Source organism: Phycisphaerae bacterium, from assembly GCA_035384605.1.
GTDB lineage: Bacteria > Planctomycetota > Phycisphaerae > UBA1845 > PWPN01 > JAUCQB01.
In genome coordinates this window covers 1-16,566 of record DAOOIV010000052.1, presented here as the reverse complement: position 1 = coordinate 16,566, position 16,566 = coordinate 1, and the positions used below count along the sequence as shown (strand labels likewise).

Sequence of the window (16,566 nt, the reverse complement as noted above, 5' to 3'; positions counted from 1 at the left end):
CCGGAGCAATAAGCAGAGTCGCGATCAGCCGCTGGCCCCAGAATCCCTTCGGGGGCCTACTGCGTCGGGGATCCCCATCCTCATTCGCGCCGCACGTGGAGTGGACGCTGCGCAGCGGGACGGCCCGGAAAGGATTCCGGGCCGAGCGGTTCGCAGGACGGGCCCGGAAAGGATTCCGGGCCAAGCGGACCAAGGGACTCCGGGCCGAGCGAAAGGGATTCCGGGCCGAGCGGCCAACGTCAAGAAACCCCGGCAGAGCCGCGATCAGGTGGTTACTCGAACAGGCCACGGTACAACCTTTCCTTCTTGTAGGCGGATAAGCCTTCGCGGGCTTCCGGGATGGCGTGTGAAATCAATGCGACCGTGCAGGCCGGGTCGTCCCATAAGGGCTTCTCGTTTACCGCCCAGGTCAGCCGGGCCAGTTGACGCGACGCCAACGCCAGGTGCTCGCGAGGTTTCTTCTCGGTGAAAAAGGGGTGATATGGCAGGTCATTGCCGATGCGGCTCCGCTGACGACGGATGCCTTCGGCGTAAGCTTTGAGGACCTCGACCTGCTCGCCGTATCGCTGTCGCACGGTTTGCACGTTTGGCTCGACCAACACCAAGGCGTCAGCGGCGAATACGCGCACCGGCCCGCGTCGGGGAAGAGTCTCTTTGACGATCTTGTCGATGGCGTCGTCCGGCCGGTCGGCCACGAAGAGGACACGACCGAATCGCTCGACGAGGTCGTATCGCGAGTACTCGGCCTTGCCCCAGTCGCGCATCCAGGCGATGAACGCCCAGTTGGAGAAAAATCGGATGTCGCGATAGACGTTCAGAGCCCAGTCTTCGCCGGCGGTGGGCGGTTGGAAGCCGAGTTGTTGCCAGGTGACACGGGCTTCGACCGTCCACAAGCCGTCGTTCGGGCCGCCTTGGTAGGCGTGTTCGATCTTCAGATCAAGCGGGCGGCTGCCGACGGAATCATGTATGGACCCGGTTGGCGGGGCGGGTGGTCCCTTGACCGACTGAGCGGGGTCGGTCAAGGGCGGGGCAAAGCTGAGGGTGACAGTCCGACCATCTCGCGAGATGAGCACATCGGCGGTGTTGACCGGCGGGACGACGCCACGTTCGCGGTCATGTCGAGGCACCGCCTGTGTATCAATGATTTCCGGCTCCTGCGGTCTCCAGATATTCTCCGGCAAATCGTCCTGGATATCGCGCTTATAGCAGGCCAGCGAAATGAGCAAGGCCTGGTTGTTCCAGCCGATGCGAAACAGCGTGGCGTCGGGACACAGGACGTTCGGTTCCATCCCGTGCGACATTCCCCAGCCCAAGGCCGTCTGCCGCCAGGCCGGCTCAGTGAGCCGGCCGTCGATCGTGATCGCTGCGTCGATTCGCGAGGCGACGTAGATGGGGAATGGCAATGGTGCTGCCTGCGGCTCGCCGGCCGGGGCGGATGCGGTCGCCCCCCCCGCCTTTGCTGTCCATAGTAGAAACAGAATGATCGGAGCGCGTATATGGTTCATTGCGACCTCGTATCGGTTGTGGGTTGCCCTCGCGTGCGACCGAAAACATCGGTCATCTCTGTTGGCGGACATGCTAGGGATTCAGGTTGTGGCTGGCAAGGAGGGGTGTTTGATCGCCGAAAAGAAGAGCAAGCCCCGCGACGGTCTGAGCCGTCGCGGGGCACCCAATCACGGGCAATCGCAGAAGGAGGAGGAGATGACCGTCAATCCCGCGCTCACTTGGTTTCCCGTGCTGTTTTTGGCAGGTCGGTCACGCATTGCCGAGCCTGGCCCGATTCCGAGGGCTGCGCCGGCGAACGTGAACAACCAGCGGGAACCGCCACCGATCGTTTCGGCGATCATCTGATCGCCAAGCTCACAGCACGCCGGCGAAAACCAGCGTTTCAGTAGCTTCGTTGAATGCCGTCCGGACCTCGAGACAGATCTCTTCGGGCGATAGCGGCTTGCTCACCACCCCGCAAGCGCCGAGTTCCCGCGCCCGCTGGACGTTGTGGGCCTGTTCCGGCGAGGCCATGACCAGCACCTGGGAGCGCATCAGCCGGGGGATGTAGCGGATCACCTCCAGAACGGCGATTCCGCTCATCTCGGGCAGATCGAGATCCAAGACGACCATATCGATCCGGGTGCTCATCATCAGTCCGATCGCATCGGGACCCGAGCGAGCCCGGTAGGTCTTAAACTCCTCGTCACCCAGTGCATGCTCAACCAGGTCGAGATCTTCTTCGCAATCGTCTACCACTAATACGGTGGGTACGCGCATCACTTCCCCCAACAACCCGCCGCCTGGTCGGACCCATTACTCCCACCCCACGGCCGGTCGCATCTGCGGAGTGCCATCGGCAACAAGCCGACGGCGTCCCGGCTTCGGATGCTCTGGAATCGGACAAGCCGGCGGTTTGTGCCCGCGAACACTCGGACTGGCATCAGCCGGCCGGCGGACGTGCCTGGACCGCTGCCACCCCGGCTCGAACTGAAAAGCAGTCCCTCAAACATCGAATTCAGATCGATGAATGTCAAATACTATCTGAAAACGGGGGCTCGCGACGAGCAAATAACCGTGCTTATCGGCCACACGGTTGAGATATGCGGACGTGCGGCTCGAACCTCGGTTACGGAACCGGCTCTCAGCGAACCGACCGCCGGATAATGCTTTCACCGGCCAGGTACACAGGGTCTGTGACGGTCCAGGCGGGGAAACGCCTGAACGATCACGGACCCTGCCGCAGGCGGTCCTTTGCGTGCTTGTGATTGACGGGTATCCTACCTGCGCAGATCGGCATTCCCACCTGACTCTGCAGGGGGAATACCTGCGGATCGATGATGTGGGCCTGAATAGCGAGGGTTGGTGAAACAAGCCTGTGGAGACGCCTCGACTGTGCCGGGCGGTCGGTGACCGATGGTTCCCGTTCTGGCGGATGAAGAGGGAGCCAGAGACGCTTCCGTGGCCGCTGCCGAGTCCGCTATAATGTGGTGATGGCACGTGTGTATCTGGAAACGAGCTTCATCAGCGCCTGCGTGACGGACCGCACGGATACGGCCAGCCTCTATCAGCGGCAGGTCAGTTGCGAGTGGTGGGACACTCAGCGTTCGGCTCACGATTTGTTCGTGTCCGCTGAGGTGATCATTGAATTATCCGGTCCGGATTTCCATGGTCGCGATGAGGCTCTTCAGAAGATTGCAGGGATCCCGCGACTGGCCATTGGTGACGAGGTTCGCGGATTGGCGGGGCTTCTGGTGCAGGAGAAGGTTATGCCCGCACCAGTCGCAGGTGATGCGGTTCACGTTGCCGTCGCCACGGTGCATGGCATGGATTACGTGCTGAGTTGGAACGTCCGCCACCTTGCGAACCCCAATAAGATTGAGCACTTACAGCGGATTTGTCGGCGCGTTGGTTTGATGCCGCCTTCAATTGTCACACCGGACATGCTATGGGGGTCAGAGGATGAATCCTAACGCACAAGGACGAAGACAACCCGACACTTTGATCGACGAGGTACGTACAATTCGGCGATCCATTTCCGAAGAGTCCGGAAACGATGTTGACCGGTTGTGCGATCGCCTGCAGGAGTTGGAGCGCCAACATCCTGAATGGACGATTATTCAAGAACCGGCATATCGCAAGCCGTCAATGCGGTCTTCCCCGTCCTGACTGTCGGACAGTCCCCTCGGCAGATCACCGGGTGTCCACCCTGCTCGTCGACGGCTTTTCATTCACCTGAGGGTGCCTCATGAGTGGACCGAACGATATTTCCCGCCGAGGTTTTCTCGTTGGTTCGGCGACGGCCGGGGCTTCCCTGGCGCTGATGCAGGGCTGCTCGCTCACGACCTCGCAAGACACGGGTGACAACATGCTTGTTCTACCGCAGGGGAATGAGCCGCCTGTTCGGTTGCCCGACCTGAATCCCGCGCGATGGATCTGGTATCCGTCGCAGCGCTGTCTGCAGAACACGTTTGTGCTGTTCCGGCGGAACGTCAGCCTTGTCGGCAAGCCGAAGAAGGCGACGGGCTGGATCAGCGCCGACAGCCGGTACCTGCTGACGGTGAATGGCAAGCGGATTCAGTGGGGGCCGTCGCCGTGTGATCCGCGGTGGCTGGAGGCCGATCCAATCGATCTGACCGGTTCGCTGCAAAGCGGCGAGAACGTGATCGGCGCGACCGTCCTGTTCTACGGCGTCGGCGAAGGGACCTGGCCGGCGGGCAAACCGGGTTTCCTGTTCCGCCTGGAAATCGAGTACGCCGATGGTCGGGTCGAAACGGTCATTTCGGACGAGAATTGGCGTGCCCATTTGTGTCGGGCATGGCTGCCGGGTCACTACAAGCGGGATTTCTGCCGGACGCTGCAAGAGGAGTTCGACGCCCGCCTGTATCCCTACGGTTGGGACACGGTCGAGTTCAAGCCCGATCATGATTGGCTCGCGGCTATGCCGTTGCATTGTTCGCCCAACGATCCGCCGGTCTGTGCCGACTATCCGGATTACCTGCACGGTTTCCACGGCGAGTCCCACGCCTGCGAACTGCGCGCTCGAAGCACCGCGCTGCTGAAGGAATACATGGTGCCCGCGGTGGATCTCTCCGAATCGCTGTGGCTGACCTGGAAACGGTCGCCGGAGGAGTACTTTGAATTCGGCGTTCCGGGCGCGTTCGACGTGGACCGCAGCCTGGCGTTCACGGAGGGCGGTCCCGGCGAGTGGCACGTCCAGCTTGACGGCCGGCGCGGCGCGGTACTCACGTTCGAGCTGGCCGAACAGGTGATCGGCTGGCCGGGCTTTACCATCGAGGCCCCGGCGGGCACCGTGATCGAACTGCTCGTGCACGAGGCCCACGAAATCGGCGGCCCGCCGTTGCTCAACACGCACTGGAACAGTTGGGGCCGCTTTGTCTGCCGCGAGGGTGTGAATCGCTTTGAGACTTTCGACTTCGAGTCGGTTCGCTGGCTGCAACTGCACATTCACGGCGCTACGGGCAAGGTCACCGTCGGCGACGTCCATGTGCGCCGGAGGATCTTCCCGTGGCCGCATCAGGTCTCGGTTCAGGTTGACGAGCCCGAGTTGCAGCGGCTGATCGGGGCGACCGTCAACACGATCAACAACTCGTGCCAGGAGACGTGCGTGGACGGCATGGCCCGCGAGCGGCAACAGTACAGCGGTGATTGCGGCCACCAGTTGCATGCTCTGCACCTGGCGTTCGGCGAGACCACGCTGCCCCGCCGTTTCATCACCACATTCAGCCAGGGGCAAGCACCCGACGGCTACTTCCTCGACTGCTGGCCGGCATACGATCGCCTGGCCCGGATGATGGAACGGACCGTCGGCCTGGCCGGCTGGGGGCCGCTGATCGATCATGGAATCGGCTTCAACTTCGACTGCTGGTATCACTACCTGTACACGGGCAACCTGAAGGATTTGGACGAACCGTATCCGCGGTTGTTGCGGTTCTGCGACTATCTTACAACCATTCGCGACGAACGCGGGTTGCTCAAGGTCGAAGGTCTGGGCATTCCCTGTGTCTGGATCGACCACGTGGCCTATCAGAAGCAGCACCACAAGCAGTGCGCGCTGAACCTCTATGCCGCAGCGATGCTCCAGCATGCGCTGCCCTTGATCTGCCGGGCGTTTGGTGATCGTCAGCGGGCGGAGCGGGCCGAGGCGTTCGGGCGTGAACTGCTGGACGCCGCGGTCAAGACGTTCTGGAGCTGCAAGCATCAGACGTTCGTGGCAAATCTGCCGTGGCTGACGCAGGAGAAGGACGTCCGTTTGTGTGATCGTTCATTGGCGACGGCCATACTCTTTGACCAGTGTCCGGACGGGCAGACCGACGCGTCGTTGCGGGCGTTGGTGGATTGTCCGAAGAACATGGGCTTTTCATATCCGGCCAACGCCTGCTGGCGGCTGTGGGCCCTGGGCAAGATGGGGCGGGCGGACGTGATCCTGAAGGATTTGCGCGAGCGGTGGGCAACGATGGATTCCGTGCTGTTGAACAACACGCTCCAGGAGGACTGGAAGGTGACGGCGGACTCGGGCTCGCAGTGGAGCCATTGTCCGGTCTCGCCGCTGTTCGTGTTGTACATGAGTATCGCGGGAATTAAGCCGTTGGAGCCGGGCTTTGGCCGTTGCGAGATCCGGCCGCAACTTGCCGACCTGCGCGAGTTGAGCCTGACCGCCCGCACGGTTCGCGGTCCGGTTGAGTTCGCTTCCAAGGGGATCCAAGGTGACCGGGAGATCACGATTTCGCTGCCGCCGCGGATGGAGGGTGAGCTGGTCCTGCCCGAGGCCGAACGGGTGGACCTGGAGCCGATTTCGCCACCGGCCGTCGGCCGGCGACGCTTCCGGCTGCCAGCGGGCAAGGCGGTCAAGCTTCATCTGCGACAAACGTGAGGGTCACCGGGGTCGGTTCGACGAACGTCGTCCGGGAGCATCCCCCCGGCAGAATAGTGCCGCAGGCACGCACGAGAGTAGCCCAGCAGAGAATGAGGATGGGAATCCTCCACGCGAAAGGCCCCAGAACGGATTCTGGGGCCAGCGATGCATAACGGATTCTGGGGCCAGCGATGCATAGCGGATTCTGAGGCCAGCGAATGGTCTTCGGGATGCCGTTCGTTCCGAGCGATGAATCGCCGAGCTCCTATCACGGCCTCCTTCGGGGACACACGTTATGAGCAAAAAGCCCGAACCGACACTGTTCGGCTCCTCGGAGCGGCCGGCAGAACCGAAGGCAGGTCCGCACGGTGTCGCCGTTCGCGAGGTTGAGTGCCGCAAGCTGCTGAATCGCTGCGGCATCGACGACTTCTCGTTTAACTGCTACGTCGGTTGCGGGCATGGGTGCGGTTACTGCTATGCGCGGTTCATGCAACGATTCCGCCCGCACGACGAGGAGTGGGGGCGGTTCGTCGATGTCCGCGTGAACGCGGTTGCGGCTTTGACACGGCAGCTTCGGCGGCTGGAGCCGGGGTCGGTGTTCACCTGCAGCGCGTGCGACGGGTGGCAGCCGATCGAGGCACACTATCGCCTGACGCGCGAGTGCTGCCGCCTGCTCGTTGCGACCGGGTTCCAACTCAACATCCTGACCAAGAGCAAGCTGGTGCTGCGCGATCTCGACATTCTGACCGGCGGGCGTGTTCAGATCGGTGTAACCATCACCACGCCGGACGAGAACTGGGCGGCTATCTGGGAGCCGGGGGCGTCAACCGTTGCCGAGCGGATCGAGATTCTTCGGCAGGCCAAGGCTGCGGGTATGTGCACGGCGGTGATGTTCGGGCCTCTGCTGCCGGGCATCAGCGACACCGACGAGGCTCTGGCGAGGTTGTTTGCGATGGCGGCCGAGATGGGCGTGGACCGGATCTGGACCGACCTGCTCAATCCGCGTTCGCGCGTCTGGCCGGCCGTTCAGCAGGTCTTACGTCACCACTGTCCCGAGCTTTATGACCACTATCAGAGAGTTTTATTTCACGCTGCTTTTCGACGTCATTACGAGCGCCGGCTCAATGCCCGCATCCGCAAGGCCGCCCAAGTGGCGGGAGTGGCTGAGCGCCTGACGTAGACGCCGGGATTGGGGCGGGCTTTTCGACTCAAGGCCGTTTTTACTTGGGCATAGCGGCGTTGGTCGACTTTCGCCATTCGGCCAGGCGAGCGTGCAATTCGCGAACGCGCTCGGGCATCCTCTCCGCGAGATCGTTTTTCTCACCCGGATCGTCGCGCAGGTTGTACAGTTCCAGTCGGCCGGTCTCGAAGAACTCGAGCAGTTTCCAGTCTCCCATCTGTATTGTGCCCACAGGCGCGGTGCGCCACTTGCCCGTGCCATAGCCCTCCAGATATCCAGGGAAATGCGTGTAAATGGCGTCTCGCTTGAGCTTAGCGGCCGGATCCTTGAACAGCGCGACCATGCTCTCACCGTCGAGGGTTTGCGGCGGCTTGGGGGCGCCGGCCAGTTCGAGCAACGTCGCGTACACGTCTACGTGAATGGTCGGCTCGTTGCAGGTTGTGCCCGGTCTGGTATTTCCCGGCCAGCGGACGATGAAGGGCACGCGCACGCCGCCTTCGTAAAGCATACCCTTACCGCCGCGGAGCGGAGCGTTCGATGTGATGCCTTTGCCGCCGATCTCCTCATAGCCGCCCACTCCGCCGTTGTCCGACGAGAATATGACTATTGTGTTGTCGGCGAGTTTGAGCTCGTCGAGCCTGGCCATCATCCGACCGACGCTCTCGTCGACGCTGTAGATCATGGCCGCATATGTCGGGTCGCCGTGGCCGCCTGCGGGGGCCTTGTCCTTGAACCTGGCGAATAAGTCCTTTTTCGCCTCGTGCGGCGTATGCACGGCGAAGTGCGGCAGGTAGAGAAAGAACGGCTTGTCCTTGTGCCGGGTAATGAAATCAACGGCCTTGTCGGTGAGGAAGTCGGCCAGGTATGTGCCGGGCGGATAGGTCACGGGTGGGTGGGTGACGAAGTTGAAGTGCCGGCCCATGCTGACGATTGCTTCGTCGAAGCCGCGCTGGGCCGGATGGTATTGACCTTGTTGACCGATGTGCCACTTGCCGAACATCGCGGTGGCATAACCGGCGGCTTTGAGCTGGTCGGCGATGGTGCGGCGATCGAGGGGCAAGTCAGTCTGGTTTTGCGGTACGGCCATCCTTCGATGTTCGGCCTTTCCTCGCTCCAGAGAGCCGACCGTGTATACACCGGTGCGAGGCGGGTACTGGCCGGACATCAGGGCTGCCCGGGTCGGCGTGCAGTTCTGACAGTGATGGTGATTGAGGAATTTCGTGCCCTGCGAGGCGAGTCGATCGATGTGCGGCGTTTCGTAGTACTTGGACCCCATGCAGCCGAGGTCCGTCCAGCCGAGATCATCGGCCAGGATGAAGACGATATTGGGCTTGCGCTCCGCCCCGATCGCAGCGGATGCGAGACAGAACAACGCGGCTGTCATCAGCCAATGGAATGCTCGAATCACCGTGGGACTCCTTTTCGATTGTCAGCGCTCGAAGGGCCGCGGCTTACCTGTTCCGACCCTCACGCTAAGCCAAGCTCCTTGGACGCGCGTTGCATGGCCGCGATGACGTTGCTCATGTGTTCGTCGAGGTCCAATCCGACCAGTTCGGCGCCCCTGGCGATATCTTCGCGACTCACGGCGGCGGCGAAAGACGGCTGCTTGAGCTTCTTTCGCACGCTCTTGGGCGTCATCCCGGTCAGGCGCTCGGGGCGGACATACGCGACGGCGGTGATGAAGCCGCACAGCTCGTCGACCGCCGTCAGCACCTTCCGGATGGGGCGGTCCAGGGGGTAGTCGGCGCGGTTGGACTCGGCATGAGAGAGAATCGCGCCGACAATCTCCTCGTCGACGCCGCGTTCGCGCAGGATCCTGGCTCCCTCTCGCGTGTGCTCAGGCTGCCGGGGCCAGCGCTCATAGTCGAAATCGTGAAGCAGACCGACGACCCGCCAGGTCTCGACATCCTCGCCGAACCGTTCTGCGTAGTATGCCATGGCGGCCTCGACGGCCAGAGCATGCTTGATGAGCGAATCGGACTTGGTGTACTGGTTGAGCAACGTCCAGGCTTGGTCGCGGGTCATCTCGGTAATACTCCCGACAAGGTCGCTGCGGGGCCGGTTCCCAATCCACACAATAACACCCGGCCTGGGGCTGTCCACTTCGGGCGTGAAAGCTGTTTTCCGCCGATCACGGCCGTTGGCCCAACCCATTCTATGGGCGGGATGCACCGTACTGCATGGCCGTTTCAATGAATGCGGCGGCGTTGGCGACCGGCGTGCCGGCCGGAATCGGCTTCGACGGCCCCAGAACATAGCCGCCGCCCTGTCCGAGTTCCCGGATCAGGCGGCAGGTCTCCTCGCGAATCTCGTCGGGAGTGCCGAACGGGATAAGCCGCTGTACGCCCATGCCGCCGATGAGGACCATCCGGCCGGCGACCTTACGCTTGAGCTTGTAGACGTTCATCGATTCAGCTTGCAGTGATTCAAGTCCGTCGAGGCCGATTTCCAACAGATCATCCACGAGCGGCGCCACATTGCCGCAGGAATGAAGCACATAAGCCAGACCGAGTTCGTGGCAGTGGCGGACCATCTGTTGCAGCCGCGGCTTGAAAAACTGTCGCCAAAGGTCCAGGCCCATCATCACGGTGCGCTGATCGCACCAATCGTCGCCTCCAAAGTAGGCGTCGAGGGGCACACGAGCGACGATCCTGTCCATGACTCGCAGATGCAGATCGAGAATGCCATCCAGCAACTCATGAACGAAATCGGGGACCAGCATCATGTCGACGAGGATGTTCTCAAACCCGCGCATGAGCCAGCTTCGCTCGAAGAGCCCCATGGCCAGGCCGCACATGCGAAAGCTTTGGGGGAACGGCGCGAGAAACGCATCGATTTCGTCCCAATCGATCAGCTCGTTGGGCTCGGGCCAGCGGTAACCTTTGAGGCTCGGCTCGGACAGAACGGGTTGCTCGACGTGAAGGATGTTACCGATGCGGAAGACGGTCCCGAAGGCGTCATGGCTGCGCTCGACGCTGACGGGCTTCTCGCGGTGGCCGAAATGGCGCCCGACGACGTACGGGACGACTCGCTTCCGCCAGGCGCAAGAGCCGAAATACTCATCGAGCCCCGCATCCAATTCCTTGTCCCATTGCAGCCAATAGGGCACCGGTTCAACCTGCTCGAAGCGAAACGCGGCTTGCACGGCCTGGCGAGGGGACATGAAACAAACCTCACTCTGACGGAGACGGGAGACCTCCAACTTGCCCGGCCGTGATGCCTCCGCTCCTCGTCACGCTTGAATCGTGACCCTCATTGTGCCGCTTTGCCCCATCGTCGGGCATACGCCTCGGTGTGTACGGCGCGGGCGGCTTCGACCATCTCAGGATACGGCGAGTCGGTCACGGTGACAAAACCGATATTGTAGTTCTCGCCGTCGTAGCTGCGGCCGGTAAGCGGCTGATCGAGGTACTGGAACCAGTGGCAACCGACGACCAGGGGGTTGTCCAGAGCGTGGTGTACGTAGTCGCGGTACATCTGGGCCCGGGTTTTCTGGTCGGCTGCGGCCACCAGGCCGGTGTGAAACATCCCGCGATCCAGGGCCCCGAAGTGGAATTCGCCAATGATGCAGGGCTTGTCAAACGGCTCGACGGCGGCCATTCGTTTGGGTTCGGGCGTGACGGCGTAGATGTTGAAACTAACCACGTCACAGGTTTCGGTGGAAGCCTGCACTGCTTCATCCGTCTGCCAGGCGAACCTGCAGCCCATGTACAAGTGATTGGGGTCGAGCTTTCTCATCTCGTCGCGCACGATGGTGAAGTATCGACGGGCCAGGTCCTTCACGAAGGCCCGCATATCGGCGGTCATGGCGTTTGTTTCGTTGCCCTGGTGCCTGTATGGCTGATCAAGCGCCGCCCAATCGGCCAGCTTTATCCCCCAGGCCTCGTTGAGCTTGTCGACGGCTCCGTACTTGTCGCGCAGTTGCGAGAGGAAGGCTTTCTTGGCGTGCGACTCAGAAGACTCGGCCAGTGCTCCCCGTGCCAAGCCGCAACGCCCTGCTTCGTCACCGAAACCGCCCCAACTCAGCTCGTTGTCTACGAAATAGCCGAGGCACCAGGGATCATTTCTGACTCTTTCGGCAATCGGCCGGATGGCATTGGCCGCGTCCACGGCAAACTGCGGGTCGTAGGGATCGTGCATTTTGCCCCAATAGTCTGAACCGCTGCTCAGCCGCCCGTGGTTGCCGCCGATGTGAACCGTGGCGACGTAAGGGACGCGGCCATTGCCGTAAAGCCGGTGGTCCGACCAGTTGGCGATCGTGTTAAAACCCCAGGATTCCAGCCGCTCGAGGGTCAGCTCCGCCCAAAGCGAGAAGTAGTTCGGGCCGAACTTGCGCTCCAGATTGGCTGTGTAGAAGTTGTAAGTCGCGCCTTCCTTGACCGGGCCCATGTGCACATTCCGGACGCGGCCGGCATGGCGAGCCAACGGATCATCCTGTGCCGGCAACCAGGCGAACATGTTTTCGCGACCGGTGGTGATCGTGGACGCCTCGGTACCGACGCAGTCCATCCCGATCGACCAGAAGAGGCGCCCTTCGGGTGTGACCAGCCACCATTTGTTCCTGACCTTCTCCGTACGGAAGAAGCCCGAGGCCTTGAGCTTCGGCCTTCTGTCCCAGCCGCCGAAACGATCGCGATCAGGCAATGCTCGGCGGGATTTCAGTTCTTTGCGTTCCGAGGCCAGGCGTTTAGCGAACTCGGATACGTTCTTGAGTTTTCCCGGCCAATCAGCGTTTGCGTATTGGCCGAACTGATCGACGATGCCATCAAGCGGTTGGTTCCAGTGCACCAGGCGGATGTTATCGAGGATCAGCACCATGGGTGAAGCAGGTTTGTGCATGAAGATCTGGAAGGCCACGACGTGCGAGAGATTGATGGGCTTGCTCTGATCTCCCCGCAGACCTCGCATACCCGACGGCGTCGGCAGGCCCCGCATCCCGTATGTCATCGGATCCGGACCCAGCGGGAGGACAAACGTAGCGGATTCGCCCGGTTCCAGGCGGCCCGAGCCCTGCCGCCAGTGCTGCGGCCCACCGGTCAGGTCATCATCCGCCCGGAGGCCGAAATCGATCGAGGTGGGCCCGGGGTTGGTCATATCCGCCGCCAAGCCGTCGAAGCCGCTCCAATCCCACGGTGCCGGTGGGACCATCTTGACGCACGGCCACTCGGCCGGCTTGAAGGTCGCTTCCAGGGCGGTCGAACCGTCCGTGGCATGGCGAGTCGTGGGCTGAATAGCGGTTTCGTGGGTGCGGAGGGCTTTCAGGTCGTCGGCTGTTTCGAAAGACGCGAGCGCGCGGGTATCCTTTGCTGCGTTGAGGGGAACACTCATCGTGAGCATTGCGAGAATCGTTATCAGGCTCATAAGTTGCTCTCCACAGTTGGCCGAGGAGGACTGCTCGACAGATCGCAGACCGGTCCGTCGTTCTCTGAATCTTCCGCATGCAGGCCTCTGTCACTTGGTTCCCGGCTTCTTACCGCCGGTGACCTGATCCCACCGCAGCACGCCGCACCGATCGGCCCATGCCTTGTACTTGTCGACCATGGCCTTGACGCGGTCCGGGTGCTTGTCGGCCAGGTTGTTCAGCTCGGTCCGATCGGCCTCCAGATCGTACAACTCCCACTCGCCCGGATGGCGCGACACGAGCTTCCACTTGCCCTCGCGGACGGCGCGGTTGCCTTCGTGTTCCCAGAACAGCGCCTCATGCCCCTGGCGGGTGCCGGTGCGGAAGATGGGTATCAGACTCTTGCCCTCGAGCGGCGCGATCGGTTTGTCGTGATAGGTGGCAGGGTATTCCACGCCGGCCGCATCGAGACACGTGGCCATCAAATCGATGAGATGACCGACCTCGCGCGTGATCGCTCCGCGCTTATCGATCACAGCCGGCCAGCAGGCAATGAGCGGCGTGGAGATACCACCTTCATGCACCCAATGCTTATAAAGCCGGAACGGCGTGTTGCTGGCATTGGCCCACGGTAAACCGTAGCTCAAGTAAGAATCCTTGCTGTCGGCCGCTGCGCCTTTCCGGCCGCGATCCACCTTCTCGGCACAGGCGCCATTGTCGGCCAGGAAAAAGACCAGCGTGTTTTGATCCGCGCCGATTTCGCCGATCTTGTTCAACACTCTGCCGACGTTCTGGTCCATGCGGTCGATCTGGGCCGCGTAGACGGCCATGCGCAGATCAAGATCGTCCTTGTCGGCGGCGTCGGTCCATGCGGGGGCCTCGGGATCTCGGGGAGACAGCGGCCAGCGGGGATCGACGATGCCCATTTCAATCATGCGCTTGTGACGCTGCCGGCGAAGGGCATCCCAACCGATTCTGTATTTTCCGCGGTACTTGGCGATGTCCCCCGGCCAGGCATGGAGCGGCCAATGCGGCGAGGTGTACGCGAGGTACAGGAAGAACGGTTGCGGCCGGCGGCCGTGCTTCTCCAGGAACGAAAGCGCCTCATCGGTGAAGGCATCGGTCATGTAGAAGCGATCTTTCACAGGATCGATTTGCTCGTTGCCGCGGGCGAATTTTCGGCCGGGATCAATGCTGAAGTAGCTCGACGCTCCGCTGATCAGGCCGAAGTACTCGTCGAATCCGCGATCGCACGGCCAGTGCGGTCGGTCCTCTCCCACGTGCCACTTACCGGCCATCAACGTGCGGTAGCCCGCCTGCTTGAGAACCTCGGCAATAGTGACGCAGCGGTCATTGAGGTATCCCTGATACGCGGGGGTGGGCCCTTGGCCGACCATGTGTCCGATACCGGCCTGGTGCGGGTAAAGGCCTGTCAGCAGAGACGCCCGCGTCGGGCAGCACCTTGCGGTGTTGTAGAACTGGGTGAAACGCAGGCCACCGGCCGCGAGACGGTCGACATTTTGGGTTGTAATCTCCGATCCGTAGCAGCCGAGGTCAGAAAAGCCCATGTCGTCGGCCATGATGATGACGATGTTAGGACGCCCGGGCTTTGCTTCGCCCCGCAGGCCCGATGCCATTGCGGCACAGATGATGATTACCGCGTACAAGCATTTGGCAGACATGTCATTTTCTCCTCGACGGGTCTCTGGTCCCGGCAAGGTAAGGCATGAACGGCCTTTGGGCAACCCGACGGTCTCTGAAAACAGGGGGGGGCGGCGCTGAGTGGGATGAACCGAAGGAAAGACAGGGATACTCAGCGGCCGTTGAGCAGCACCGGCAGTTCGGTCACGTTCTTGATGCGTAGATCGGGCTTGGCCCGGGCATGATCCTCGTCGGGCCAGAGCCCCGGCGCGCTGGCGACCAAGGCGGTTTTCATGCCTATTGCGGCCGGGGCGATCACGTCCAGCGCGGGCGAATCACCCACGAATAGCACGCGCGATGGGTCAGCTTCTTCACCGTCGGCGAAGGACCTCTGGAGCGCTTCTTGGTAGATGATCTGCGAGGGCTTGCGATAGCCAACCTCGCTGGAGAAAAGGGCAAAATCCATGAGCGAGGCAAGACCTTGCCGGGCAAGCTCTCTTCGGCAGTATTCCGGGGGTACGCTGCAGTTGCTGACCAAGCCCATCCGCAAGCCCTGCTCGCGGAGTTGACGAACGGCTTCGAGGGCTCCGGGGACGACTTCCAGTGAGCCGATCCATTGTTCGCCCAGGGCGTCGCGGGCGGCATCAAGCTGGTCGCGCGTGAAGCGCGGGTTGATCTGGGCTGCCCATTCAGCCAAGATCCGCGTGAGATCAGCCTCGCGATGACTGGGATCGGCGGCCGCTTCAGCTTCGGCCGAGATAATCGCTCGCCCCAGTTGTTCGACCTCCGCCTTGCCAACCGATCCGCAGAGAATCTGGCCGGCCTTGGCCGCACCGAGGGCAAAGGCTTGTGCCTGGGTTCGGACATGGGCAAGCGTCCCGCCCCAATCGAAGAGAATGACTCTGATGTAGTCCATTCGGCAACTCGCTCGGCGGCCGCCTGAAACCCGACCCGCCGCATCCGGGCAAAAACACTCATGCTTGATACCGTCAGGAGGCGTGAGGTTCAATCGTTCACAGACGGCCGACCGCAGCTACGGAGTTGAAGTCCTGCTGATTCCCGTCAGCCAAGTCGGCGGCTTAACGTACCAATGAACAGAATTTAGTTTCTCCAACAAGGCAGATTCTCGGTTTGTCGACGTTTTCAGGACTCACCTTGCTGTTAACCGTTGGTCTGGCCCAGCCGTTGGTGAGCCGCAAGGCAGTCCGCCCGTTCCAAGTGATGATTGATGTGACAGACAGATAATCGGCAGCAATGGGCGCGGGTGGATTCGAACCACCGAAGGCTTAAGCCAACGGGTTTACAGCCCGTCCCCTTTGTCCACTCGGGCACACGCCCAAAAGGCTACTGACCATTGACTTCCGAGATGCCCAAAGCTGTGGCTTCGTTCCTGATCGACAAAGAGCACGCGATTTTCAGGATGGCAGCCGTGCCCGGACCTCGAAAATTCATCAGTCACAAAGGCAAAACCATCGACGGAGTCTCATGGTCCGCCGATCAAGCCTATTAAATCATAAATGACGGTAAACGTCAATACTTCGGCAAGGGCAATCTCGACCTTGGGCGAGCTAGAGCTGCCCATGACAGACTGGCCTTCGCCGAGCCCATGTGGGTCCTTCCCGAGCCCCACCAGATCAGAGAAGAACTTAATAATGGGGATGTCTGAAGGACATCTCGATGCTCATCGCGAGCTGATTGAAGCCCAGCGGTACTCCCGCCTCAACCCAGAGTACAGCAAGGATCGTCGCAGATCAGATCAACCTCCGTTTTCCCCCGGGCCGTCGAAAGGAATGGGCAACTCGGCGTTCAACTGAAACCGTCCAGCCGTCTCCGGTAACGTTTGCAAGTGTCTATGCAGAAACGTCTCACTTCGTCCGTGACGGCAAGAAAGCGGCGGGTGGGGCATTCAACGCACCTGATCCGCGGCTTTTCGCAAAGGCCCCTGACCCACTCGTTACCACAAGCGGACGATGTCGAGTTACTCCTGCCCGGTCATACCTCGAACAACACCCATTATTCATGGACCGCACCTGTTTTTTGCAT

At 61.6% G+C, this 16,566-nt stretch carries 12 protein-coding genes and 1 tRNA gene; 4 read left to right on the top strand and 9 right to left on the bottom strand.

The genetic code is table 11. The features are described 5' to 3' along the window. Positions 1 to 272 precede the first annotated feature (272 nt). Complete coding sequence (locus tag PLL20_12600; GenBank protein ID HPD30830.1) at positions 273 to 1,505, bottom strand: hypothetical protein; 1,233 nt, start codon at positions 1,503 to 1,505, stop codon at positions 273 to 275. Positions 1,506 to 1,614: 109 nt separating this feature from the next. Between PLL20_12600 and PLL20_12595 the strand changes: the two genes are divergently transcribed. Beyond that, positions 1,615 to 1,851, top strand: coding sequence for a hypothetical protein (locus PLL20_12595; GenBank protein ID HPD30829.1), 237 nt, complete (start codon positions 1,615 to 1,617; stop codon positions 1,849 to 1,851). Positions 1,852 to 1,860: 9 nt separating this feature from the next. Here PLL20_12595 and PLL20_12590 read toward each other — a convergent pair whose 3' ends face one another. Then, on the bottom strand, positions 1,861 to 2,265 hold the full coding sequence (locus PLL20_12590) for a response regulator (GenBank protein HPD30828.1): 405 nt from the start codon (positions 2,263 to 2,265) through the stop codon (positions 1,861 to 1,863). Between the two features lie 713 nt (positions 2,266 to 2,978). Between PLL20_12590 and PLL20_12585 the strand changes: the two genes are divergently transcribed. From PLL20_12585 to PLL20_12575, 3 genes are all read left to right on the top strand, one after another. Next, positions 2,979 to 3,458, top strand: a complete 480-nt coding sequence (locus PLL20_12585) for a type II toxin-antitoxin system VapC family toxin (GenBank protein HPD30827.1) — start codon at positions 2,979 to 2,981, stop codon at positions 3,456 to 3,458. 275 nt (positions 3,459 to 3,733) lie between these two features. Beyond that, complete coding sequence (locus PLL20_12580; GenBank protein ID HPD30826.1) at positions 3,734 to 6,379, top strand: alpha-L-rhamnosidase N-terminal domain-containing protein; 2,646 nt, start codon at positions 3,734 to 3,736, stop codon at positions 6,377 to 6,379. A 277-nt stretch (positions 6,380 to 6,656) separates the two neighbouring features. Next, entirely contained in the window at positions 6,657 to 7,541 is an 885-nt protein-coding gene (locus PLL20_12575) for a radical SAM protein (protein HPD30825.1), read from the top strand. A gap of 40 nt (positions 7,542 to 7,581) precedes the next feature. Here PLL20_12575 and PLL20_12570 read toward each other — a convergent pair whose 3' ends face one another. From PLL20_12570 to PLL20_12540, 7 genes are all read right to left on the bottom strand, one after another. Next, a complete protein-coding gene (locus PLL20_12570) occupies positions 7,582 to 8,949 on the bottom strand; it encodes a sulfatase (GenBank protein ID HPD30824.1) in 1,368 nt (455 codons plus the stop codon). A gap of 59 nt (positions 8,950 to 9,008) precedes the next feature. Next, positions 9,009 to 9,566 (bottom strand): HDIG domain-containing protein, encoded by a 558-nt coding sequence (locus tag PLL20_12565; protein HPD30823.1) that lies wholly within the window; start codon positions 9,564 to 9,566, stop codon positions 9,009 to 9,011. 130 nt (positions 9,567 to 9,696) lie between these two features. After that, positions 9,697 to 10,704, bottom strand: coding sequence for a uroporphyrinogen decarboxylase family protein (locus PLL20_12560; protein ID HPD30822.1), 1,008 nt, complete (start codon positions 10,702 to 10,704; stop codon positions 9,697 to 9,699). A gap of 89 nt (positions 10,705 to 10,793) precedes the next feature. Beyond that, positions 10,794 to 12,902 (bottom strand): beta-galactosidase, encoded by a 2,109-nt coding sequence (locus tag PLL20_12555; GenBank protein HPD30821.1) that lies wholly within the window; start codon positions 12,900 to 12,902, stop codon positions 10,794 to 10,796. Positions 12,903 to 12,992: 90 nt separating this feature from the next. Then, positions 12,993 to 14,564: an arylsulfatase gene (locus PLL20_12550; protein HPD30820.1), complete on the bottom strand. Its 1,572-nt coding sequence runs from the start codon at positions 14,562 to 14,564 to the stop codon at positions 12,993 to 12,995. A 131-nt stretch (positions 14,565 to 14,695) separates the two neighbouring features. Next, complete coding sequence (locus tag PLL20_12545; GenBank protein HPD30819.1) at positions 14,696 to 15,439, bottom strand: HAD family hydrolase; 744 nt, start codon at positions 15,437 to 15,439, stop codon at positions 14,696 to 14,698. Between the two features lie 339 nt (positions 15,440 to 15,778). Further along, positions 15,779 to 15,861 (bottom strand) — tRNA-Tyr (locus PLL20_12540). Between the last annotated feature and the right edge of the window lie 705 nt (positions 15,862 to 16,566).